Source organism: Pseudomonas sp. Fl5BN2 (assembly GCF_009908205.1).
GTDB lineage: Bacteria > Pseudomonadota > Gammaproteobacteria > Pseudomonadales > Pseudomonadaceae > Aquipseudomonas.
This window is the reverse complement of the sequence record NZ_JAAARL010000035.1, coordinates 1-23,774: the sequence shown is the minus strand read 5'-3', so window position 1 is coordinate 23,774 and position 23,774 is coordinate 1. Positions and strand designations below refer to the sequence as shown.

The 23,774-nt window shown below is 63.2% G+C and carries 19 protein-coding genes; 6 read left to right on the top strand and 13 right to left on the bottom strand.

Annotated elements, in window-relative coordinates; all coding sequences use genetic code 11:
* Positions 1-72: 72 nt before the first annotated feature.
* The 5 genes from GV819_RS30905 to soxR form a co-directional block, all read right to left on the bottom strand.
* Positions 73-1,407: a hypothetical protein gene (locus tag GV819_RS30905; RefSeq protein WP_161759816.1), complete on the bottom strand. Its 1,335-nt coding sequence runs from the start codon at positions 1,405-1,407 to the stop codon at positions 73-75.
* A complete protein-coding gene (locus GV819_RS30900; protein WP_161759815.1) occupies positions 1,404-7,733 on the bottom strand; it encodes an AAA domain-containing protein in 6,330 nt (2,109 codons plus the stop codon). Before GV819_RS30900 ends, GV819_RS30905 begins: the two co-directional genes overlap by 4 nt.
* 15 nt (positions 7,734-7,748) lie before the next feature.
* A complete protein-coding gene (locus GV819_RS30895; protein WP_161759814.1) occupies positions 7,749-8,393 on the bottom strand; it encodes a 4Fe-4S single cluster domain-containing protein in 645 nt (214 codons plus the stop codon).
* Positions 8,390-10,228 (bottom strand): AAA family ATPase, encoded by a 1,839-nt coding sequence (locus GV819_RS30890; protein ID WP_161759813.1) that lies wholly within the window; start codon positions 10,226-10,228, stop codon positions 8,390-8,392. The genes GV819_RS30895 and GV819_RS30890 overlap by 4 nt, the downstream gene beginning before the upstream one ends.
* Before the next feature lie 86 nt (positions 10,229-10,314).
* Positions 10,315-10,794, bottom strand: a complete 480-nt coding sequence (soxR, locus tag GV819_RS30885) for a redox-sensitive transcriptional activator SoxR (protein WP_161759812.1) — start codon at positions 10,792-10,794, stop codon at positions 10,315-10,317.
* Positions 10,795-10,903: 109 nt separating this feature from the next.
* On the opposite strand from soxR, the gene GV819_RS30880 reads away from it, so the two are divergent.
* On the top strand, positions 10,904-11,269 hold the full coding sequence (locus GV819_RS30880; protein ID WP_161759811.1) for an antibiotic biosynthesis monooxygenase: 366 nt from the start codon (positions 10,904-10,906) through the stop codon (positions 11,267-11,269).
* Here GV819_RS30880 and GV819_RS30875 read toward each other — a convergent pair.
* The 4 genes from GV819_RS30875 to msuE form a co-directional block, all read right to left on the bottom strand.
* Positions 11,266-12,366, bottom strand: a complete 1,101-nt coding sequence (locus GV819_RS30875) for a sigma-54 interaction domain-containing protein (protein WP_161759810.1) — start codon at positions 12,364-12,366, stop codon at positions 11,266-11,268. The genes GV819_RS30880 and GV819_RS30875 overlap by 4 nt on opposite strands.
* A 23-nt stretch (positions 12,367-12,389) precedes the next feature.
* On the bottom strand, positions 12,390-13,601 hold the full coding sequence (locus GV819_RS30870; protein ID WP_178124965.1) for an acyl-CoA dehydrogenase family protein: 1,212 nt from the start codon (positions 13,599-13,601) through the stop codon (positions 12,390-12,392).
* A 113-nt stretch (positions 13,602-13,714) separates the two neighbouring features.
* Positions 13,715-14,854 (bottom strand): FMNH2-dependent alkanesulfonate monooxygenase, encoded by a 1,140-nt coding sequence (gene ssuD / locus GV819_RS30865; protein WP_161759808.1) that lies wholly within the window; start codon positions 14,852-14,854, stop codon positions 13,715-13,717.
* Positions 14,855-14,863: 9 nt separating this feature from the next.
* A complete protein-coding gene (gene msuE / locus GV819_RS30860) occupies positions 14,864-15,427 on the bottom strand; it encodes an FMN reductase (protein ID WP_161759807.1) in 564 nt (187 codons plus the stop codon).
* Between the two features lie 399 nt (positions 15,428-15,826).
* Here msuE and GV819_RS30855 point away from each other — a divergent pair, with 399 nt between their 5' ends.
* From GV819_RS30855 to GV819_RS30840, 4 genes are all read left to right on the top strand, one after another.
* Entirely contained in the window at positions 15,827-16,087 is a 261-nt protein-coding gene (locus GV819_RS30855) for a hypothetical protein (protein WP_161759806.1), read from the top strand.
* Positions 16,088-16,190: 103 nt separating this feature from the next.
* Positions 16,191-16,805 carry a LysE family translocator gene (locus tag GV819_RS30850; RefSeq protein WP_161759805.1) on the top strand — a complete coding sequence of 205 codons (615 nt, stop codon included), beginning with the start codon at positions 16,191-16,193 and terminating at the stop codon, positions 16,803-16,805.
* Positions 16,806-17,016: 211 nt separating this feature from the next.
* Entirely contained in the window at positions 17,017-18,180 is a 1,164-nt protein-coding gene (locus tag GV819_RS30845) for a cysteine desulfurase family protein (RefSeq protein WP_161759804.1), read from the top strand.
* A gap of 61 nt (positions 18,181-18,241) precedes the next feature.
* Positions 18,242-20,050 carry an aminopeptidase P family protein gene (locus GV819_RS30840; RefSeq protein WP_161759803.1) on the top strand — a complete coding sequence of 603 codons (1,809 nt, stop codon included), beginning with the start codon at positions 18,242-18,244 and terminating at the stop codon, positions 20,048-20,050.
* A gap of 84 nt (positions 20,051-20,134) precedes the next feature.
* Here GV819_RS30840 and GV819_RS30835 read toward each other — a convergent pair whose 3' ends face one another.
* Both GV819_RS30835 and GV819_RS30830 read right to left on the bottom strand, forming a co-directional pair.
* Entirely contained in the window at positions 20,135-20,731 is a 597-nt protein-coding gene (locus tag GV819_RS30835) for a 2-hydroxychromene-2-carboxylate isomerase (RefSeq protein ID WP_161759802.1), read from the bottom strand.
* 34 nt (positions 20,732-20,765) lie between these two features.
* Complete coding sequence (locus tag GV819_RS30830; protein ID WP_161759801.1) at positions 20,766-21,506, bottom strand: SDR family oxidoreductase; 741 nt, start codon at positions 21,504-21,506, stop codon at positions 20,766-20,768.
* A 93-nt stretch (positions 21,507-21,599) separates the two neighbouring features.
* Here GV819_RS30830 and GV819_RS30825 point away from each other — a divergent pair, with 93 nt between their 5' ends.
* Complete coding sequence (locus tag GV819_RS30825; protein ID WP_161759800.1) at positions 21,600-22,169, top strand: TetR/AcrR family transcriptional regulator; 570 nt, start codon at positions 21,600-21,602, stop codon at positions 22,167-22,169.
* Positions 22,170-22,178: 9 nt separating this feature from the next.
* Here the strand turns inward: GV819_RS30825 and GV819_RS30820 are convergent, their stop codons facing one another.
* A complete protein-coding gene (locus GV819_RS30820) occupies positions 22,179-22,460 on the bottom strand; it encodes a hypothetical protein (RefSeq protein WP_161759799.1) in 282 nt (93 codons plus the stop codon).
* Between the two features lie 158 nt (positions 22,461-22,618).
* Positions 22,619-23,506 (bottom strand): threonine/homoserine exporter RhtA, encoded by an 888-nt coding sequence (rhtA, locus tag GV819_RS30815; protein WP_161759798.1) that lies wholly within the window; start codon positions 23,504-23,506, stop codon positions 22,619-22,621.
* Positions 23,507-23,774 lie beyond the last annotated feature (268 nt).

The window sequence follows — 23,774 nt, the reverse complement described above, 5'->3', positions numbered from 1 at the left end:
CCCCTTCGCAGGCACTGGTCTGCCAGCGCAGGGAGCGCTGAGATCACCTTTGCTGGCAGGCTTGGCAGTCGCTCAACTGCGCTGTTGCAGTGTCTGCCGATGTGCCTCCGGCGTTGCATCCAGCAGCACTTCCTTGAGGGGCACCGCGCCTATGTCCAGGGCTTTTTCAATGCTCAGGTCATCTCCTTGGGAGGCCAGCAGGGCTTGCAGGCGCTGGAACTCGCCACACCAGATGGTCTCGATGTCCTTATCGCGCTGTGGGTCGTGCTGGGCACTGAGGGCCACGGCCCGTACTTGTAAACGAGCGTTTTCGGCATTGCCTCCGACTTCCACGCCGTATCCCGGTGTCGCGCTCTTGCGCAGGACTACCCGACCATCCTTGGCCCAGGCGGTGGCCATGCCTTCACGGACTTCGTAGCCCAGGCTGCTCAAGCCTTCGAGCAGCGCCTGGCGCCGGGACAGGGCGGCCCGTTGCTGCAGTTCGGCGTCGATCAGCGCGGTAAAGCGGGCAATCAACTCCTCCACTGGCGCCATGTTGGCCAGGCTGCATTGCTCGGCCTGGGCCACCGCTTCAGCGGCGGCGCTGCCGAGCAAGGTCGCGGCTTCGCTCGCCAGCTCTTGCAGGCGGGTCAGGCTCGCGCGACGTTGCAGGCTGTCGCGGGTGGCCTGGGCCAGTTCCAGTACCAGGCTGTCCAGCAGCAGGTTGCGCTGCTGGGGGCGGGTTTCGATGTCGATCTGGCGCAACTTGGCCAGGTAAGGCTCGGCACAGGCCTGTTGGTCGAGGGTCAGCAGTTGCGCGATGTGCTGCTCGATGCGTGCCAGTCGCGGCTCAGGCTGTTCATGGGCGGCCCGCCATTGCGCCAGGGTCTGCGGTGCAGCCTCGCTTTGCAGGCTCCGCGCCAGTTGTTGTTGGGCCTCGCTCAGGCCCGGCTCCACCGGCGCGGTACTGAGGCTGGCGAAGCCTTGGGCGAGCAGTGATTCGACGCCTTCGACGGCCTGCCCGTCGGCAATCGCCTGCAACTGTTGCAGCAGTTCGGCGCTGGCCGCTCGGTCTTGCAGGGCGTTCAGCAGGGTCGCGGCGTTTTCCCGTTGGCGGCGCTCCCGCTGGCGCTGTTCTGTGGCCAGCTGGACCGCCCGGATCTCCCGCTGTTGCAGGTCGTTCTTGAGGAACTCGATTTCGATTGGCACCTGATTCTGCAGGCGCCGCAGGCGATCCTCTTCGATCAGCTGGCGCAATTGCTCGAAGCGCGCGTGGGTCGCCGCCCGTTCCTGTTCAGTCAGTTGTCCCAGGCGTTGGGCCTGGCGTTCCCAGTGGGCAATCGCCTGTTCCAGGCGACGCAGGTGGCCGGCGCAGATTTCGAGGATTTCTTCGCGGGTGACGATCCGCACCACTTTTGGGCCGCTCATGGGGTGTTCTCCGTGTCCAGCAGCGCTTGGGATTGGGTTGCCGTGGCGAGGTCGGCCATCGGGATCAAGGCCTGTTCGATGGCCGCTCGCAAGCGTCCGCGCTCGGCTTGCGCATCGTGGTACCAGCCCTGTGACGAGACCCGATGCAGATGGGGAATGGCCCGGCGCAGCACCGACGGTCGCCAGATTTCCCGAGCACGAGCACGGGCCAGCAGGCCGTGGCGCGGGGTGTCGCATTCGATGCCCAGGGCATAGAGCCCGGTGTCGGGGTGTTCGATGGCGAAGTCCAGGCCGAAGGCGTCGCCTTCGTTGGCGCTGACCGGGTTCCAGCCCAGGGTCCGGATGAAGGCCGCCACCGCTTGGGTGAAGCCATCGCTGTGGGCGCTGTGCTGGATCCGGGTGTCTTGGCGTTCGGTGACCAGGCGCCCAAGCAACTGCTGGCCGCTGGCGAATTCCCCGGCCGACAGGGCGCGGGCGTACTCCAGGTAACCCTGCAGGTAGTCTCGCGGGGTGGCGGGTGGCCGTTGGGTGGTGAGCATGTCGGAGATGTCGGCAATCGGCATCGAGGTGATCATCACCACTTTGCGCCGGGCCCGGGTCACCGCGACATTGAGCCGGCGTTCGCCGCCGGCTTGCCCCAGCACCCCGAAGTTGCGGCGGAAACTGCCCTGGCTATTGCGGCCGAAGGTCGAGGAAAACACGATGATGTCGCGTTCGTCGCCCTGGACGTTCTCGACGTTCTTGACGAACACCGACATGTCTTCGCCGTCCTCGCTGCGTTCGCGCTCCTGGCTGTAGGCGGCGCGAAACAGCGGCTCTTGCTCGGCCCGCAGCTCCAGGCGCTCCTCGATCAGGTCAGCCTGCTTGCGGTTGAAGGTCACCACCCCCACCGACGGCCGTTCGGCATACGGCGTCAGCCAGAGTTCGGCCAGGTAATCGACTACCCGCTCGGCTTCCTCGGGGTTGCTCTGTTGCTGGTAGATACCGTCCACGCGGATCAGCTCCAGTGGCTTGATGGCGAGGATGTTGGCCTGGGGATGGCGCACCGGGATGCTCAGGCGGTTGCCATAGAACGAGGCGTTGGAGAAACCGATCAGTTCGCGGTACGCCGAGCGGTAGTGAATCTGCAGGGTGGTCGTGGGCAACGCGCTGCGGGCCAGTTGCAGCAGGTCCGGACAGTCCTTGATTTCGCGACGGTTCCAGGTGTCTTCAAAGGCTTCCCGTTGCTCTTCATCAGCCTCGGCATCCGGCTGGTCGCCGTCGAACAGTTCGGCCTCGTCGCTTTCCACCCGGCTGGAGAAGAATGCGGTGGGCGGCATCTGTTTCTCGTCGCCGCTGACCACCGTGACCCGGCCCCGGTACAGGGTCGGCAAGGCGAACTCCACCGGCATCTGCGAGGCTTCGTCGTAGATCACGATGTCGAACAGCCCGGGCTTGAGCGGCAACACGCGGCTGGCCACGTCCGGGTTCATCAGCCACACCGGCCGCAGGCTCATCAGCCCCAGGCCGGCGCCCATTTCCATGAATTCCCGCAGCCGGCGCGAACGGCGCCCGGTGAGGCGGGTGACGTCTTCCCATTGCTTGCGGGTGCCCAGGCGCGTGAGGTCGATGCCTTCGCTGAGCAGTTGGCGGTTGAGGGCGCGCATCTGGGTATCGGCTTCACCCAGGCTGGCGATCTTCGCCGCGGTTTCGTTCTGCTCCAGCAGCAGTTCCGGATGCTGCTGTTCCATCTGCCGTTTCCAGCCCAGCCGGGCTTCACGGTTGAGCATGTGTCGGACTACGGCTTCCAACTGCTCAGCAGGGATCGTGTCGAGGCTGGTCTGGTAGTCGCGCAGCACGCTCAGCAGTTCCAGGTCCGGCGCCGACAGTTGCCCGGCCCGGGCGCGGAAAGCCTGGTAGGCCGGCAGGGTCGGCAAGGCCTCGTGCAGGCGGTTGAGGACGGCCTGATTGCCCTGGTTGAGGTCCATGCGCTGTCGCAGTGGCTCCAGTAACTCGGGTTGCAGCCAATGGTTGAGGCGCTGCAAGGCGTTCAGGCTGTCCTGGCGCACGCTGTGGCGGATAAACGCGGCGTCATAGCCGGCCAGCAGGCCGTCGAAGGATTGCCGCTCACCGGTCAGCACCACGGCATCCACTTGCGCCACTTGTGGCGCCTCGGCCAGGGCCATGGCCAGGTCGCGAATGTTCTCGAGTTGGCCGAGGTCTTGCTGTACCTGCGCCAGCAAGCCGGGGCCACAGTCGTCGGCGACATCGCCAAGCGCCAGTTGCTGATGCAGCTGCTGCAACTGGCTGCGCAACGGCCGCCACTGGCTTTCCAGCAGGGCCGCCGCGAGCAGTTCAGGCACGCGCTGCAGTTCGCCGGGCTGACCCTGGTCGGCGAGGAAACCCAGCACTTGGCGCTGGCTGATCAGGCGCAGCGGGTTGAGGCGGGCGAGCCAGGAACGCCCCTGGATAACTCGGCGGGCGCGCTGTTGCAGGGCGCGCAGTTGCGCGCTGGACAAGGCGCTCAGGCCCGCAGTCAGGCTGGCCTGATGCGCTGTGACGTCGCACTGTTGCAACTGTTGCCGGAGCGCTTGCAGCGTCAGGAGCAAGCCGTCGCCCGCAGGCTCTTGGCCGTTGTTGCGGCGAAACAGTGGCAGCCAGCGAGCCAGCCGCTGGCGCTGGTTATCGTCCAGCTCCAGCAGGCTGTGCACGTGACGTTCGAGCCAGCGGCGATAGGGCGCCGGGTCGTCCACTTCGAAACTCGCGGGGTGTGCTTGCAGGGTGTCCAGGCGCTGCTCTTCGCAGTGCCGCAGGCGCTGGAAGCCCTCGGTGAAGGCTTGCAGGGTGGCCGGGTCGGTGGGGAAGGCCTGGAGCTGGGCCAGGGCGCTTTGCTCGTAGCGTGCCGGCAGCCACAGGCGGATCAGCGGCGCGCAGGCTTCTTCCAGGCGCGTCAGGTCGGCGATGTCCAGGGCTGCCAGGTGCTGGCGCAAGATCGGCACATCCAGTGCCGGTGCTCCTTGTTCCAGGCCGATCAGTTCGCCGATCAACTGGCGGTAACTCAGGCCACAGTGCTCATCGACGCGATGCAGGCCCTGGTGGAAACGATCGAGTTCGCCTTCCAGGGCTTCGATGCGCGCCGCCAGGCGTTCGCGCTGACGTAGCCACGGTTGCTCGGGGGCAGGGTCCTTGAACAAGGCTTCGAGCTGTTCGCGGACACTACGGATCACCGGCTCACGGTCGCGGTTGATGTCGTTGAGCATCACCACCCGGTTGCCCAGGCCTTCAGCCACCAGGCGCTTGTGCACCACTTCCAGGGCTGCGTGTTTCTGGCAGACGATCAGCAGGCTGCGCTGGCGGCCGATGGCATCGGCCACCATGTTGACGATGGTCTGGCTCTTGCCGGTGCCGGGCGGACCTTCCACCAGCAGGCCGGGGGCTTGCCGGGCCTGGAGTACCGCGGCTTCCTGGGAGGGGTCGCTGGCCACGGTGAAGAACCGTTGCAGCTCCGACACGCCCTGGGCCTCATCGCCGGGGGCAGTGGCGTTGTCCTGTTGCAGGCGCAGGGCGGTTTCCAGGCCGGTGCCACCTGGCGGCAGGGCCTTGAGCTGGCGCAGGTCCTCGCCGATAGCCTGGCCCATGAAGGCGACATGGAACAGCACCCCGGCACAGGCCAACTGATCCTGGTAGGGCAGTACTTCGGTGGTCGCCGGCGGCAGGCTGCCGAGTACCCGGGAGCGCGCGGTGGCCAGCATGCCGAAGGCATCCATGACGTCCGCGGCCTTGAGCGCCGAACGCCCCAGCAGCTCGTCGGCGGCCTGGCGCCAGAGCTTGGCGGCGTCGATGCCGAGCAGGGTGTCGAGCCCCGGGTTGAGGCGTACTTCCTCGCGTTCGCTGTCGAACACCAGGGCGACCTGACCGCGGCTGCCGACTTCCAGCAGCAGCTTGACCGGCCATAACAGCAGCGGCGCGATCCGCGTGCGAGTGGTGCCGCGCGGGTCCCGGGTCAGGAGGAAGGGAAAGCCCAGGTACAGGCCATCGATCCCGGTGTCGCGCTTGTACAGCGAACTTTGCCGGTGCAGGCTGTTGAGCCGAGCCTCTCGCAGCGGGTCCTTGGCGAAGCAGGCCGGATCGAGGCTGATGGGCTGGGCGTTGCGCGCCACCAGGTGGTCCAGCAAGGCCGGGGCCGGGGTGCGCTTGCTGTGCAACTCTTTGAGGTCGACCCGGGCAGTGGTCTTGCCGATGCTCATGCGCACCAGCGGGCCGCGCAGCACCACGCTGGCGACCTTCTTCTCGAAGAAATCGAGGATCTGCGAAACGTACTGCTGCTTTTGTGGCTCCAGCCACTGCTCGGCGCCGATCGCCAGCAGCACCAGGGCCTTGGCCAGCGGCATGCGCCGTTCCAGGCGGAACTGCTCGGCCCAGTCATCGATACTGGGGACGCCGCAGCGGGCGAAACCGCTGATGCGTTCATCGACTTCACGGTACAAGGCCGGGCGTGGCAGGCCGAGGAGGGTGCGGGCGCTGCCGGCATCGAAGCTCAGGACCACGGCTTCGCGAGCCAGGCTCGCGGCTTCTTCGAGGATCGCGTCCACCGAGCGGAACTGGCCGATGGCGGCACTGAGCAGCACGATCAGGTCTTCTTCGCTGATGACGCGACGATCGGCCAGGGACAACACACCGTTGTGCTCGCTGTCAGGCAGCAGGCGCTGGCGCTCCTCCCACTGGGCTGCCAGGCGAGCCCGGGAACTGGACAGCAGATAGATGCGCAGTTGCGCCTCGTCCAGTTCGATGGCCTGGTGCTGGGCGCGCTGGCGTACCTGCTCCGCCCGCAGCTTGAGGCGTGACAGCCAGTGTCCGGTTTCCACGCGGGCCAGCAGGTCCGGAGCGGGGCCGCTGATCAACCGATAGCCGTCCAGGGGATGCTCCAGCAGCCAACCGGGAGTGACGATCTCGCCCCGCTGGATCAGCGGCATCTGCGGGTTCAGCAGCTTCAGCGCGAGCATCAGCCGGGTGTCGTCTTCCAGCCCTTCGTGCTGGGCCACTTGCCGCAGGCCGGCCAGCAGTCGGGGCGCCAGTCCGGTCTGTTCGGCCCAGGTGACGATCACCCCGCGCAGCAGATGATCCAGTGCCTGGGGCCAATGCTCGGCCTCGGCGGCGGCCAGGGCGAATGGCCCCGGCCGGCGGAAACGTCGACTGCCCAAGGCAATGGTCGCACCTTCTTCGAGGTCCTCCTCGACGCTCGCAGGCGCTGCGGCGCTGGGGCTTTCCCCCTGGAGCCAGGCCTGCACCTGGGGCCATTGCCAGCGTTGGTGCCGGTCCCGGGCGAGCAGGCCGCGTAGCAACAGTTCCAGGCGTGGGTCGAGGTCGTCCGGCAGCAGCACGCCGTTGGCCAGCACGTGAATCAGGTAGGCGTTGGCGTTGATCCCGGCAAAACAGGCGCCCTGGGTCAACTGCTCCAGCAGGATCATCCCCAAGCTCCACCAGTCGGAGGCCGCGGCGACGCCTCCGGCGATGGCTTCGGGGGCCATGTAGCGGCTGGTTTCCAGGGGGGCGACGATGTCCAGGTCGAACTCCGACAAGCGTGCCGAGCCGAAGCCGCTGATCACCAGATCCAGGGGCTCGCGACTGCGCACCAGCAAGGTCGCGGGGCGCAGGTCGCGGTGGCGCAGCCCGGCCTCGCTGAAGGCGTGCAGGGCCTGGCCCAGTTCGCGGACGATGTGCTGCACCGCGGCCACGTCATTGACCACCATGCCGAGGTCCGCCAGGGTGCCGCCGGTGAGTTCCTCGGCAACCTCGAAGGCCCGTTCGTGCCAGCGGCCGGTGTCGATGATCTCCGGCACATGCTCCCGAGGCAGGCGCTTGAGGGCTTCATATACCGAGGTGTCGGGTTCGGCGCCGGCCAGGTACAGGGTCAGTACTGCCTGGAGTCCGCTGGTAGTGTGCTCAGCGACAAAACGCTCGCGTACCCCGGTGCTGCTGATCTGTCGCAGCAAGCGCCAGCCTTCGATCACGGTTTCGCTGTCTGCCACCGCCGGTTCGACGGCGGCCGGTGCCGGTGCCAGTGTCGGGGCAGGCTCGGAGGCCGCCGGATCTGCGCCGCAGACCAGGCACATCAAGTCGCCGCTGGCCATGGCGTGACCGTTGTCGCAGAGCAGTGTTGCGGTTGCGGGCGTCGCGGGTTGTTGTCCCAAACCTTCCTGGGTGACCACGGGCTGTGGCCGCCAGCCCACTGGATGGATCGCTTCCGCGGACAGTTCCCAGCCGCAGGTGCGGTTGTCCACCTGGCCTTCGCAGAAGATTTCGGCCAGTGAGCGTTCAGTCTGGCAGTTGGGGCAAAAACGAATCATCGGTAACGGTTCCGGTTAACGGCGGCGTGAAGTGTGGGCGCTGATCTGCAATTGGTGGCCCTGGCCATGCAACAGGTCGCGCAGGCGCAGCAGGTCGTCACGTCGAGGGATTCCAGCCATCCAGACGCTGCCATCGTCGTCGAACATCAGGTCCAGGGCCTGGTCGTCGGGCTGCAGCGGGCGCTGGTAGGTGGACAGGCGTTGGCGGCCCAGTTCGGTCAACAGGATCAGGCGCTGATTGTCGCTGCCTCGTAGGACCAGCGTTTGCGCCTGTTGTTGCTCGAACGGGTCACAGATCAGCGCATCCAGTAGCCCTTCGGCGGTGTGCAACAACGGTTGCAGGGTCTCCAGGGTATGGCCGCTGTAGACCAGGATGTCGACCTGGGTCCGCTGGCGCAGTCCCTGGAGCAGTGCCAGCAGGGCGTCGGGCTGGTCGAAGGGCTCGCCACCGGACAAGGTGATGCCTTGCGCTTGCTCCAGCCAGGGTTGCAGGTCGTGCAGCACCTGCTCCAGCGGCAGCGATTGCTTGCCCGGTCCCCAAGTGTCGGCGGAAATGCAGCCGTCGCAGCGGATGCTGCACCCCTGGAACCAAATACCCAGTCGCTGTCCCGGCCCCAGGGTGGTAATCGGGAAGTGCACCCGTGAAAGACTGATGTTCAAGGCGTGCGAACCAACAGTGACAGGCCACCGGCCTGCAGTTGGCGGATTTCGAAATGTTGGCCTGGCTGTGCGTCCTGGTCGAACAGGGCGCGGGCCAGCGGGTTGAGCAGGTGCGCTTCGAGCTGGTTGCGAATGCCCCGGCCGCCATTGGACAGGTCGTCCAGGCACAGCTGCCGCAGGTTGTGCCGGGAGTCGTCATCCAGTTGGATGTGCAGCGACTGGGCCGCGAGGTCGGCGAGGATGTTGCCGACCATCTGCTGGAAGATCTGCTCGGCGATGTCCGGGCGGATGAAGTCGAAGACGATGATGTTCTCGCCGATCCGGTTGAGGATTTCCGGACGGTTGAGCACCAGCTTGAAGTAGCGTTCGATTTCCCCCTGGACCTTGCCTTGCACTGCTTCGAAGGCTTCGCCGGGCTGCACGTTGGCCACTCGCTCGCCGTTGTCGCCCTGGCGGTAGATGCCCAGGTTGGAAGTGAAGACGATCAGCGCCTCGGAGAAATACACCCGGTCGCCACGGCCGGAGGTGAGCACGCCGTCATCGAGGATCTGCAGGAACTTGTCGAGGATGCGCGGGTGGGCCTTTTCGATTTCGTCGAACAGCACCACGCTGAAGGGCTTCTCGCGGATCGCGTTGGTCAGCTCGCCGCCGACGTCGTAACCAACGTAGCCAGGCGGGGCGCCGACCAGACGCTGGTCGGCATGTTCGGCGCTGAACTCCGACATATCGAAACGGATGTACGCGCTTTCGTCGCCAAACAGCAAGCTGGTGATGGTTTTCGCCAGTTCGGTCTTGCCGACGCCGGTGGGGCCGGCGAGAAACGCCACGCCTCTGGGACGGTTGCCCTTGCGGCTGGCGCCGACCCCGGTCATCGCCCGTTTGACGATGTCCAGCATATGGGTCACGGCATGGCCCTGGCCCTTGACCCGCTGGCGGATGAAGTCGTCGGCCTGACGGATACGCTGGCGGTCGATCTTCAGCCACGGGTCTTCGGTGACCCCGACTTTATAGCGGCGCACGGCGTCGGCGATGCGCTCCAGGGTCAGGCCTTCGACCCGGGCCAGTTGGACGATGGCATTGAGGTCGAGCAGGAGCAGGCCTTCGGTGTTTTCGACGAACGCGCGCAGTGCCTTGTCGCGCACTTCCTCGCTGGCTTCCTGGGCGCCGGGCAAGCCCCGTAGCAATGCCGGAGCCAGGGCCTGGCGGGCCTGCTGATCCGGCTTGGACACCGGGATGGGACGTAGCCGTGGATTGTCGATGAGCATCCAGTCGGGCAGGTCGCCTTCCTTTTCCACCACCCAGAGGATGCTGTTGAAGAAGGGCGCTCGCTGTTCTCCGGCGGGGCGGCTGCGAGCTTGATGGGAGAGTACCAGCGCCTGGGTGAACAGCTGGTGTTCGGCGGCGCTCAGGGCATCGTTGCGGACCACCAGCCGTGAGGCAAAATCGACGATCAGCGCCAGCGGTTCGCCCTGGCGCTCCACCAGCCGCGGCAAGGTCGCCGACAGCAGGTCGAGGCCTGCTGGTGCGGCGCCTTCCACCGGGGTCAGGCCCAGCTCCCGCAGCAGGCTGTCGGCCTGGGCCGGATCGCTGCCCGGGGGCTGGAGCACGGACAGACCTTTGAGTGGGTCCCAACTGAGTACGTGGCTGTAACCGGCGGCCAGTAGCTCGTCACGCAGATTGAGGTTGAAAGGCTGGGGCGTAATCACCCCGGGGGCGACTTCACTGGCTTGCAGGTCGCGGACATTACCGCAGAGAACAAACTGACTTTTCAGGGGCAGAAAGCGCAGCAGGTCGCGAAGCCAGCGGGGCTTTTCGTAGGAGGCAGTCCTTGGCATGGAAGCGGAGCTCGTCGTAGGAAGCAGGGCGCGACATTAACATAGGGAAGTTTTTACTTACGATCCTCCGCGAGCTTTCTTACCCGCTAGAACTCTTCTGTAACAGTGGACTCACCGGGCTCCAGCAAGCGCGCGCCTGGGCCGGCTTCTCCGAGGATGTCGTCCTGATTGCGCAACGGGCAGCCCTCCATCGACAGGCAGCCGCAGCCAATGCATAGGTTCAGACGCTCGCGTAGCAGGGTCAGTTGGTGGATGCGCTCGTCCAGTTCGCGGCTCCATTGTTCCGACAGGCGCCGCCAGTCCGCAGCACTGGGCACCCGGCCTGCGGGCAGGGTCGCCAGGGCCTGGCCAATCTCCGCCAGAGGAATGCCCAGGCGCTGGGCCACTTTGATCAAGGCCACTTGGCGCAGCACCGAGCGCGGATAGCGCCGCTGATTGCCTTGATTGCGATTGCTCTTGATCAGCCCCTTGGTTTCATAGAAGTGCAGTGCGGTGACGGCTACGCCGCTGCGGGCCGACAGTTGGCCAACGGTGAGTTCTTTGCACACAGCGTCGTGTTCGATCATCAGCAGCTACCCAAAGTGAAAAACAGACTTGACCTTGACTTAACTAGAGGTTTTACCCTGCAGCGCATTCAATCGCAAGATTCTGTTTGACGACAGCGGGGAGTTATCCATGGCAACGTTCGAGAAAAACCGCAGCTTCACCCAATTGATCGAATTCGAGATCGAACCTCACCAGCAGGAAGCCTTGGTATCGGCGCTGTCCGAGCAGACCGAGCGCCTGGCCCAAGGCTACGGCGGCTTTCTCAGTGCCAGCGTGCAGGCCAGCGATGACGGCCGGCGGGTGCTCAACTACCTGCAATGGCAATCTCGGGAGGCCGGCGAGGCGGCCTTCCAGAGTTTTGAGAGCGGTGAGCAGGATTTCTGGCAGCTGATCCTGGCCCACCAGGCGAAGACCGTGACCTTCGGTTCGTTCCAGGTGCTGCGCAGCATTGCCCGCAGTCACGACAATGCCTTGCACTGCAACCTGCTGGGCTAGATCGACAGTTGCAGGGTGCGCTCGTTGGGCAGCGCTGCCGGGCGTCGTTTGTTCACCGCCAGTTCGCCGATCTTGATCAGCCGGGTGCGGGTGACGTTGCGGCTCAGGCCCAACAGGTTGGCGGTGTGCACCTGGTTGTAGTGGCTGAAGCGATAGGCCGCGCGCAGCAGGGCGTCCTCGACCTTTTCATGCAGGGCCCCGGCCTGTTCCGCGAAGAGTTTCTGAAAGGCCCGCTCCAGCAGCGCTTCAGCAGAGTCGTCGGGGCTTGGATGGCTGTCGTCGCTGCGCTCGATGCGCATGTTCGAGAGGCGCAGGTCGTCCCGTTCAATGACACCGTTGCGGCAGATCAGCAGGGTGTGATGGATGACGTTCTCCAGCTCGCGAATGTTGCCCGGCCAGCTGTAGTTCTTGAGTTTGAATTCGGCCTCCTGGCTGATGCTGATACTGCCGTAGCCCAGGCGTTGGCTGTAGGCCTCGATGAAGTGCCGGGTCAGTGGCAGGATGTCGCCGGGGCGTTCGCGCAGCGGGCTCAGTTCCAGGCTGACCACATCCAGGCGGTAATACAGGTCCTCGCGAAAGTGCCCGGCGTTGATGGCTTTTTCTAGCTGCACGTTGGTGGCGGCCAAGACCCGTACGTCGATGGCAATGCTCTTGCGCGAGCCCAGGCGCACCACTTCCCGCTCTTGCAGGACCCGCAACAGCTTGACCTGGATGGGCATGGGCAGATCGCCGATCTCATCGAGAAACAGGGTGCCGCCATCGGCTTCTTCGAACCAGCCAGCCTTGGCGCTGAGGGCACCGGTGAAGGCGCCTTTTTCATGGCCGAAGAGTTCGGCTTCCACCAGGGATTCAGAGAAGGCGCCGCAGTTCACCGCCACAAACGGCCGGTTGCGTCGGGCGCTGAGGTTGTGGATGTGGCGGGCCACCAGCTCTTTGCCGGTCCCGGTTTCACCGATGATCAGCACGCTGGCTTCGCTCGGCGCGACCTGCTGCAGGTGCGCCAGCAGGGCCTGGGATTTCGGGTCCTCGAAGACCTGCGCGGTGGCGCGGATCGAGGTCGCCAGGGCAGGCGAGGCGGGTAGGGTCAGAAGCTGCATCGGCACTCTCCGGGAACACAAGGCTAGGAATAAAAGGTCGGCGTCGGCAGGCTCTGGTTCAGTGCCCAGTCGCCCAGTTCATGGAGCTTGTAGTCCAAGGGGTCGTGCAGGGTCTGGGTCCGCAGGTTGCGCCAGTGGCGATCCAGGCGCAGCGAGGCGTGGGTCGAACGCGCACCGGTGACTTCGAACAGGCGGCTGCACAGCTCCAGGCCCTGGCGACTGGCGGCGACCTTGGCGGTGGCGATGGCTGTGGCCAGGTGCCCGCGTTCTTCGGCGCTGAGGTTGGGGCCCTTGGCCCAAGCCTGGTCCAGCAGCCTGGCGGCCCGCTCCACCAGCAGGCGGATGCCTTCCAGGGCGACCCAGAATTCGCCGTAGTGGCTGAGTACGTAAGGGTCCTGACGCACATCCTCGGCGCTGGACTTATGCCAGGCCCGGGTTTCCGTGAGGGTGTAGTGCCGGGCTTCCTCAAAGGCGCCTTCGGCGATCCCGAGGAACATGTGGCTGAAGGTCAACTGGGCGATCAGCGGCCGCAGGCAGGCGAACGGTGTGCTCAGCGGACCCGGGTCCAGCAGCAGCTCCGATTCTTCGACCCGTACTCGTTCGAAGGTTGCGCTGCCGCTGTCGGTCTGGCGCTGGCCGATGTTGTTCCAGTCGTTATGCAGGGTGATGCCGCTGCGGCCGCTGGGGATGGCGGCGATCAGCAGCTTGCCGCCGTTGTGTTCATCCACTGCCGAGGCGATGAGCATTTGTGAGTCGGTGGCGCCGGAGCAGAAGCTCTTCTTGCCGGAAAACTCGCGCCAGCTGCCGAGGTTCTTCACCACGGTACGAGTATCCAGCGGGTTGAGGGCGTTGCCCCAGAACCAGTTCTTGCGTGCGGTCTGTTCGAACCAGGGTTGCCATTGCTCGGGTTTGGCGAACAGGCGCACGGTGGCCAGCATCAGGTGGTGAAAACCGAAGACGTGGGCGATAGAGCTGTCGACCCTGGCGAACTCGCGGACGATGTTCAGGGTTTCGCTCCAGGGCGCGCCGAGGCCGCCGAACTGGCTGGGGATGCTCAGGGCCAGCAGGCCACTGTGGCGCAGGGCGTCGCGTTCGGCCTTGGGGGTGCCGCCGCGTTCATCGCGCTCGACAGCGCTCAGGGCAAACTCGGCGGCCAGTTGCCGGGCGGTTTGCAAAGGGGTCAATAGGGCGCTTTGCGGTTTGGCAGTCACGCGGTGTTCCTCGTTCGGGGCCATGCAGGTGGCCGGGGAAGGGTGGATGTGCGCCGTTGCAGGGGTTGGCTTGCCAGCGAAGAGGGTGCAGATGGTCTTCGCCGGCAAACCGGCTCTTGCCTGGGGCGGTGCAAGCCTCAAGGCCGGTTGGGCAGTACGTCGTTGGCGATCATTTCGCCGAACGGCCCGGTCAGGTTGGTGACGCCGCGGCCGGCGAGGCTGGCATAGGGTTCCGGCAGCAACGGGAACACCAGTTCGGCGAAGCGATAGGCCTCTTCCAGGTGTGGGTAGCCGGAGAAGATGAAGCTCTCGATCCCCAGGTCCGCGTACTCCTTGATCCGCTCGGCCACTTGTTGCGGGTTGCCTACCAGCGCGGTGCCGGCACCTCCGCGTACCAGGCCGACTCCGGCCCAGAGGTTGGGGGCGATCTGCAGGTTGTCACGGCGACCGTCATGCAACGCGGCCATGCGCCGCTGGCCTTCGGAGTCGAAGCGCGAGAAGGATTGCTGGGCCGCGGCGATGGTTTCGTCGCTGATGTGTTCGATCAGCTTGTCCGCGGCCTTCCAGGCTTCGTCCTCGGTCTCGCGGACGATCACATGCAGGCGAATGCCGAACTTCACTGTGCGTCCCTTGCGTGCGGCGCGTTCGCGGACGTCGGCCAGTTTGTGTGCCACTGCAGCCGGCGGTTCGCCCCAGGTCAGGTAGACGTCCACCTGGTCGGCGGCCAGTTCATGCGCCGCCTCGGAAGAGCCGCCGAAGTACAGCGGTGGATAGGGCTTCTGCACCGGTGGGTACAGGGCCTTGGCATTCTGTACGTGCAGGTGCTTGCCCTCGAAGTCCACGGCTTCGCCTTGCAGCACGCGGCGCCAGATCTGCAGGAACTCGTCGGTGACTTCGTAGCGCTCGCTGTGGCTGAGGAAGCTACCGTCGCCACGGTTTTCGTCTGGGTCGCCACCGGTGACCACGTTGATCAGGAGGCGGCCGTTGGACAGTCGGTCCAGGGTCGCGGCCATGCGTGCCGAGACGGTGGGCGAGATGATGCCTGGACGAATCGCCACCAGATAGCGCAGGCGTTCCGTCAACGGCACCAGGGCCGAAGCGATGACCCAGGAGTCTTCGCAGGAGCGCCCGGTGGGAATCAGCACACCGTGGTAGCCCAGGCTGTCTGCAGCCTGGGCTACTTGCTTGAGGTAGTTGAGGGTGACTGGACGGGCACCCTGGGTCGTGCCCAGGAAGTGGCCGTCGCCGTGGGTCGGAAGAAACCAGAACACATCCATGACAGGTCCTTAGGCGATTTTCAGCAGGTTTTTCGGCTGGGCACCGAGCAGCGGCGCGGCCCGTTCAGCGGCCAGCTGGATGCGAGCTCGCAGCAGTTCACTGGTGATCTGGTAGTTGTTGAAGTCAGCTTCGGTGGCGTACACGCCAATCGGCAGGGTCAGGGCCTGGAAGAAGCTGAACAGCGGGCGCAGTTGGTGATCCAGCACCAGGGCATGGCGTTCGCTGCCGCCGGTGGCAGCCAGCAGCACCGGGGTGTCGATCAGGGCGTTGAGGTCGATCAGGTCGAACAGGTGCTTGAGCAGGCCCGGGTAGGAACCGCGGTACACCGGGGCGGCGACGATCAGCAGGTCGGCGTTTTCGATGGCCTGGAGTTCGGCTTCGACCTCGGCCGGCAGTTCTTCGCGGGACAGCGCTGCACCGATCGGGCGGGCGATGTCGCCCAGTTCGATCAGGTGGCTGTTGATCGGCAGGAGCCCGGACAGTTCGCTCAGCAAGGCCTGGGTCAGCACCAGGGTCCTGGATGGGCGCCAGGTTCCACCGGAGAGAGCAACGACGTTCAAGGGGCGGGACATGATCAGTTCCTTTTTAAACAGGGGCTCAACGAGCAATGGCAGGTGCCAGGCTCAGGAGCAAGAGCTGTACCAACCGCTGAAAGCCTTGTGCTACGTGGCTCTGCCCTACTGCGACGGTTACCGGGCGCTGTTGCACAGGTACTGTTTTGTTGATCGGCTGTTGCCTGGCCAACAGTTGCCCAGGCAACAGTTGGGCAACGGGGTGCAGTTGTTATAAAGGCTTGCTGTTATTCCTCAAAAGAGCTTGTTTCCATATTTATAGGTCTTTATGGAATATGAGGTGCGAAGTCCCAAGTCCTTTGAACAGTCGATAGCGACTATCGAGCGGGATGATTTTTGCCACTGTCGGCGCGCGCGTAGCCTGTGTTCATTGTTCGCAATCTGCTCCAGGTGCTCGCCATGAAGGCTTACTCGGTTGTTCTGTTGATCTTGGTTTCCAGTGTTCTGGCCGGGTGCGCCAGCCCGGGCGCTCCTGAACTGCGTCCCTACACCGCTCAGGAAACTCGTGAGCTGGCACTGGAAGCCTTGAGTCGGCGCGGCCTGTCATTCGATGAGTACCAGCAGAAAAAGGCCGAACTGCTGGGTCGCCCCACGGCGTTTGATACGCAGGGTGAAATGAGTGCCCAGCGCAATTTCAGTCGTCACCACCCAGCCAGTTGAAGGCAACTGTACGGGTCGAAGTTTTCCTCAACTGTCCGTGAGTTCCAGGCCGCTCGTGAGTTAGGGTCGAAGCTTGATCGACCTTGCTCGGGACCTTGCATCCATGACCCTTTCTGTTGACCTGCTGTTGGCATTTGCCCTGTTTGCCTTGGTCACCTCGATCACGCCCGGCCCGAACAACACCATGCTGCTGGCCTCGGGGGTGAATTTCGGTTTCAACCGTTCGATTGCGCACATCCTCGGTATCAGCAGCGGCTTCTTTGTGCTGGTGCTGGCGGTTGGGCTGGGCCTGGGGGCGGTGTTCGAGGCCTATCCGCTGCTGTACCGCGTGCTGCGTTATGTCGGTGCGGCGTATTTGCTGTACCTGGCGTGGAAGATCGCCCGCTCCGGCCCCCTGTCCGATGAGCAGCAGGGCCAGGGACAACCCTTGGGGTATTGGGGCGCCGCGGCGTTTCAGTGGGTCAATCCCAAGGCTTGGGTCATGGCGGTGGGGGCCATCAGTACCTACACCCCCTTGCAGGGGTACTTCACCAACGTGCTGGTGATCGCGGCGGTGTTCGCCCTGATCAACGCACCTACGGTAAGCCTCTGGGCTGCTTGCGGCAGTCTGTTGCGCAATGTCCTGCGCAACCCGCGCTGGCTGCGCCTGTTCAATCTCGGGATGGCCGCGTTGCTGGTGCTTTCCCTGGCGCCGTTACTCCTTGAAAACATCCGTTGAGTGAACCTTCAACGCCTTGCCCCGAGCCTGTTAAGCTGCGTTCCAGGAGCGTTCCTACGCACTTTTAAACGAAGTTGTCCTTCTTTAACGGCATCCGATCGGGTATTGCTTCAGTGCTTGCTGTTGGCGCGCCGCGTATACATGGCGCGTTCGGGCAGCATTCCTTTTGAGCCAATCCCGGTCCTGGAACAAGCTCTGCGGGTCTTCAGTTATGAACAAACGTCCTCTTTATTTCGACTATGCCGCCACCACGCCGGTGGATGAGCGGGTCATCCAGGTGATGCTGGAGTGTCTGGGTTTCAACGCCAATTTCGGCAACCCGGCATCCAGTTCCCACGTCTTCGGCCAGGACGCGCGGCGCAGTGTCGAGCGCGCCCGGCAGCAAGTGGCGCAGTTGGTGGGGGCACTGCCTGAGCAGATTGTCTGGACCTCTGGTGCCACCGAATCCAACAACCTGGCACTCAAGGGAGTGATGCAGGCCCGGGGTGTGAGTGGCGGGCACATCGTTACCAGCCAGATCGAACACAAGGCGGTTCTCGACACCGCCCGGCAGTTGCAGGAAGCGGGTGTGGCGGTGACCTACCTGGCGCCGGACGCGGACGGGTCGATCAGTGCGCAGGCCGTCAGTGAAGCCCTGCGAGATGACACCTTTCTGGTATCGCTGATGCTGGTCAACAACGAACTGGGTACCCTCAACGACATTCCGGCGATTGGCCAGGTGGTGCGTGAGCGTGGGGCGTTGTTGCATGTCGACGCAGCCCAGGGTGCCGGCAAGGTGGCCATTGATCTTGGGCGGTGGCCGGTAGACCTGATGTCGTTTTCCGCCCACAAGCTGTATGGCCCCAAGGGCATCGGTGCACTTTATGTCGGCCCACGGGCACAGCAGCGGCTGTTGGCGCAGATCCATGGTGGCGGGCACGAGGGCGGCTTGCGTTCCGGAACCCTGGCCACCCACCAGATTGCCGCCATGGGCGCAGCCTTTGCCCTGGCCGGTGAGTTGTTCGAGGAGGAAACCGCGACCATCATCCATCTGCGCCAGCGTCTGTTGGAACAGTTGGCGGGTATTGCCGGCCTGCGCTTGAATGGCAGTGTTACCCAGCGTATTCCCCACACCTTGAGCCTGACCTTCAGCGACGGTGGGCTTGATGCGGCGGCACTGAGCGCGTCCCTGGCGTTTTCCGCGACCTCGGCCTGCAACTCGGCGAGCAATGCGCCTTCCCATGTATTGCTGGCGTTGGGACTTGATGCGCAGCAAGCCAGCCGGACCATCCGCTTGAGCCTCGGGCGTTTCACTACCGAGGAGGATGTGGACCGGGCTGTGCAATTGATCAAGGCGTCAACCGCCACAGCTCCGGCGTTCTGGGCCGGAGCCTAGTCTTGAGGGTTGAGTGATCTCGACCTTACATAACAATTATTTAGCCGGTTAAGGAGACACAATGAGTACCCAGCCTTCGACCAATGGAGTGGTCCCCCAGCGCCTGGCGCACGTTCGTCAACTGATGAGTCGCGAGGGCATTCATGCCTTATTGGTGCCTTCGGCCGACCCGCACCTGTCGGAGTACCTGCCAGGTTATTGGCAAGGGCGTCAGTGGCTGTCGGGTTTTCATGGTTCGGTGGGCACTTTGATCGTGACCGCGGATTTCGCCGGGGTCTGGGCCGATAGCCGTTACTGGGAGCAGGCTGCCAAGGAGCTCAAGGGCAGTGGTATCGACTTGATGAAATTGCAGCCGGGGCAGCCCGGTCCGCTGGACTGGCTGGCTGAGCAAACGCCGGAAGGTGGCGTGGTGGCGGTGGATGGTGCGGTCATGGCCCTGGCTTCTGCGCGTACCTTGGGCAGCAAGTTGCTGGAGCGCGGGGCCAGCCTGCGTACCGACATCGATCTGCTTGAGCAAGTCTGGGGTGATCGCCCTTCGTTGCCAAATCAACCGATCTACCAGCACCTGCCTCCGCAGGCCACGCTGAGTCGGGGAGAGAAACTCGAGCAGTTGCGGCAAACCCTGAAGGAGTGCGGAGCGGACTGGCACTTTATTGCCACCCTCGACGATATCGCCTGGCTGTTCAACCTGCGTGGCGCGGATGTTTCCTTTAACCCGGTGTTTGTATCTTTCGCCCTGGTCAGCCAGCAGCAGGCCACCTTGTTCGTGGCCTTGAGCAAGGTCGATGAACAGCTACGCGGGCTGCTCGAAGCGGATGGCGTGAGCCTGCGCGACTACTCGGAAGTGGCGGCGGCGCTGCGTGCGGTGCCTGAGGGAGCGGCCTTGCAGGTTGATCCGGCTCGCGTCACGGCAGGTTTGCTGGAGAATCTGAACCCCGGTGTGAAATTGCTGGAGGGGCTCAATCCCACGACCCTGGCAAAGTCGCGCAAGAGCCTGGCGGACGCCGAGCACATTCGTCAGGCCATGGAGCAGGACGGCGCGGCGCTCTGTGAGTTTTTCACCTGGCTGGACGGTGCCCAGGGACGTGAGCGCATCACCGAACTGACCATTGATGAACACTTGACCGCCGCCCGTGAGCGGCGTCCGGGTTATGTGTCCTTGAGCTTCAATACCATCGCGGCGTTCAATGCCAATGGGGCGATGCCTCATTATCACGCGACCCCGCAAGAACATGCGGTGATCGAGGGTGACGGCCTGTTGCTGATCGACTCTGGTGGCCAGTACCTGGGGGGCACTACCGATATCACGCGGATGGTGCCGGTCGGGACGCCCAGTTCCGAGCAGAAACGCGACTGCACCCGGGTGCTCAAGGGCGTTATCGCGTTGTCCCGGGCGCAGTTTCCGCGGGGCATTCTGTCGCCATTGCTGGATGCCATCGCGCGTGCGCCGATCTGGGCCGAGGGCGTGGATTACGGGCACGGTACCGGGCACGGTGTCGGCTATTTCCTCAATGTGCATGAAGGTCCTCAGGTTATTGCCTATCAGGCGGCGCCAGCGCCGCAGACCGCGATGCAGCCTGGGATGATCACCTCTATCGAGCCGGGGACTTACCGTCCTGGGCGTTGGGGGGTGCGGATCGAGAACCTGGTCTTGAACCGTGAGGCTGGCACCACTGAGTTCGGTGAGTTTCTGCGTTTCGAAACACTGACCCTGTGCCCGATTGATACCCGTTGCCTGGAGCCGTCGCTGCTCACTTCAGAGGAGCGTGAATGGCTCAACGCCTACCACGCCGAAGTGCGTCAGCGTCTCAGTCCGTTGCTGGAGGGCACGGCGCTGGAATGGTTGCAGACCCGAACCGCGGAGATCTGAAGGGAAGCATCAACCGCGCAAGGTGGTTGATGCTGGTGAACCTGTCCCTGGCGCTGAAGTCTCTGCCGCCAGGGACGCGGGTGATTATTGCTTGCTCAAGGCTTCACGGACGAAGTCCAGGCGGTCCTGGCCAAAAAACAACTGGTCGCCCACGAACATGCTGGGGGCGCCGAATACACCACGCTTCAATGCTTGCTCGGTCTTGTCCTTGAGGTTGGCCTTGACCTCTTCGTCGTTGCTCAGGTCGAGGATCTGTTGCGGATCGAAACCACCTTGCTCCAGCACCTGGGTGATGGTGGCTGGATCGTTCAGGTTGCGCTTGTCGACCCAGAGCGCGCGGAACAGGCAGTCGATGAACTCGATGAAACGCTCTGGCAAATGCATCTGTACCCCGGTAACAGCGCGCATCAACAGCAAGGTATTGATGGGGAAGTGCGGGTTGAAGTTGAGCTCCACCTGATAGCGCTGGGCGAAGCGCGCCAAGTCCTGGAGCATGTAGCGCCCTTTGGCGGGAACGCTGATGGGCGAGGCGTTGCCGGTAGTCTTGAAGACGCCGCCCAGAAGCATGGGTTGATAAACCAGTTGGCTTTCGGTCTGGGCGCAGATTTTTGGCAATTGGGTGTAGGCCAGGTACGAGGTCGGGCTACCCAGGTCGAAGAAGAACTCTACTTTCTTGCTCATGATTCAGATTCCCTGATTGTTTTTATGAGGGGGATTACCAGCGCTCGTTCCAGGGGCGCAGGTCCAGCTCGAAGGTCCAGGCGTCCCGGGGCTGGCTGTGCAGGTACCAGTAATTTTCGGCGATATGTTCGGGGTTGAGGATGCCGTCCTGGTCCTTGAGGGCGTATTTCTCGGGAAAGCTGGTGCGGATGAAGTCGGTGTCGATGGCACCATCAACAATGATGTGGCCGACATGAATGTTCAACGGCCCCAACTCCCGGGCCATGCTTTGGGCCAGGGCACGAATGCCGTGTTTGGCTCCGGCAAAGGCAGCGAAGCCGGCGGCGCCGCGAACCCCGGCGGTAGCGCCGGTGAACAGGATGGTGCCGCGTTGGCGCGTGACCATGCGCTTGGCCACCTCGCGGGCGTTGAGAAAGCCCGAGAAACAGGCCATTTCCCAGATCTTGAAATACTTGCGCGCCGTCTCTTCAAGAATGCTGCAAGGCACATTGGCGCCGATGTTGAAAACGAATGCTTCGATCGGACCGATCTGGGTTTCGATCTGTTCGATCAGGGCGATCACTTCCTCTTCCTTGCGGGCGTCACAGGCAAAACCATGGGCTTCGCCACCGGTCTGCTGGATGCTCTCCACTAGGGGCTGTAGCTTGTCCGCGCTACGGCGGGTCACGCAGGCAACAAAACCCTCTGCGGCGAAACGCTTGGCAATGGCACCACCGGTAGCATCACCGGCGCCGACCACCAGTACCACTTTCTTCTTGTTCAAGGCTGTAGTCATGGGAGGCTCGCTCTTAAGTAAACGATCGTTAGCTAAACGAACGTTATGCTATGATTTTTCGATCGTCAAGAGAACTCGGGAGCTCACCAGGGGATGCGTTATTCAGTCGGTCACAAACAGGAAACCCGTGAACGCCTGTTGCAAAGCAGCGCGGTACAGGCCAAGAACGAAGGTTTTTCCACGGTGGGTGTTGATGCCCTGATGAAGGCCATCGGCCTGAGTGGCGGGGCTTTTTACAGTCACTTCGCTTCCAAGGACGAATTGTTCGGCTCGATTGTCGAGCGCGAGTTGAGTCGGAGCCTGGAGCGTCTGGGCGGTGAAGAGCAGCAGAGTCAGGAAAGGTTGCGTCGTTGCCTGAAGCAGTACCTGAGTGTTGCGCATTTACAGGAGCCCGGCGCGGGGTGTGCGCTACCGGCTCTGGGAGCGGAGATCTCCCGGGGGAGCATCGAAGTGCGCCAGGAGGCGCAGGACTGGATTTGCCGTTTGCATCAGGCTTGGGCGCAGACCCTGGGCAGCGAGAGTCTTTCCTGGTCGATTCTGTCGCAGTGTGTCGGCGCACTGGTGGTGGCGCGAATGCTGGTGAGTCCGAGCCTTCAGCGCCAAGTGCTGACATCGAATCATGAGCAGATCATTGGGCAGCTGGAGCGGCTGCCTGCAGATTGACCCGTAACGCTACTTGCAAATGACGATCATGCTGCGGCTGGTATAGCCGGCAGGGTTGAGTCCGAAGGGGTAGTCTCCCGGATCTTCTACCGCGTCACCGGACTTGGCGATGACCTTGTAGCCTTTGGGCCCGCAGGACTCGGTCGCCTTGGTGTAGCACTTGTCCCAGGATGAGGACAGGCCCGAGCAGTTGATGTGGAGTCCTTTCTTACCCCGTTTTACTTCGGTCTTCGCAGTTGCCGCGCAGCCTGCAATGGCAAGTACGGCCAACAGTATCAAGAATCGTTTCATCCCCGTCCTTATCGCTAGCCTCGGATCTAATGCCCGAGTGTGACTGCATTACTTGTCGTCTTTTGCGTTTGCGATATCCCTGTCTGACAACTTCCTGGGTGACGTTGCGCAGCGGGCTAAACATGGCCTAATTGAGCGCTAATTACCAGAGTTGAGTCTCAATCAGCTGCAACTAATGGTTTGGATTCTCGGCGCATGGTCATGGTCGCACCTACAGAGGCAAGGATGATGCAGGCAATGGCCATCCATTGCGCAAGGGACAGGTATTCGTGCAGGAACAGGAGTCCGGAGAGGGCGCCGATAGCCGGTTCAATGCTCATCAACGTACCGAAGGTGCGGGTTGGCAGGCGTGTCAGGGCTACCATCTCCAGGGTATAGGGAAGGGCGGTGGAGAGAATGGCGACACCCAGGGCTATAGGGATCAAGGAGGGGGTGAGCAATGCCGCACCGGCGTGGACGATGCCTAAAGGAGCGACGAAGAGTGCTGCGATCATTACCCCCAGCGCTGCGGTCTGAATACCGTTCTCGGCGCCGGCCTTTTGGCCGAACAGGATATACAGCGCCCAGCAGACCCCAGCGCCCAATGCATAGGCTGCGCCTACCAGGTCAATGGATGTCCCTGTAGCTCCGGTAGGGATCAGTAATAAGAGTCCGGCAATGGCCAAGGCGATCCATAGGAAATCGATGGCCTTGCGTGAGGCATAGATGGCCACTGCCAGTGGGCCAGTGAACTCCAGGGCAACCGCGATTCCCAGGGGCACGCTTCTCAGGGACATATAGAAGAGGAAGTTCATGCCACCCAGGGCCATCCCGTAGACAATCACCGTGTGCAGCGTCTTGGCGGTGAACTTGGCGCGCCAGGGTCTTAATAGCAGCAGCATGATGATGCTGGCGAAAACCAGTCGAAGGGTTGTTGTGCCTTGCGCACCAACGACTGGGAACATGCTCTTGGCCAGCGATGCACCTGATTGAATCGAGGCCATGGCAATAAGCAGCAGTCCTACCGGAAACAAGGTCGAGGCAAGACTGCGCGGTTGGTCGTTCATGCAGGGCATCCAGAGTGTTGGAGGAAAAGAAGTGTGGCACTCGGATCATGATGCTTAACTAATGAGGAATGAGCAATATAGTGCGCATAGTCTTTTTTGCTCTTCTATATAGAGGCTGCGTAAGAGGCAATTTGCGTTAAGTCATAGAAAATTCAAATTAAGTGTTGACGGCAGATTCTACACGTCTATAATTCGCCCCACTTCCGGCGCAGTCGAAACGGAAAACTCCTTGAGATTCAACGAGTTACGCAGTTTTCGGCAGCGGTTA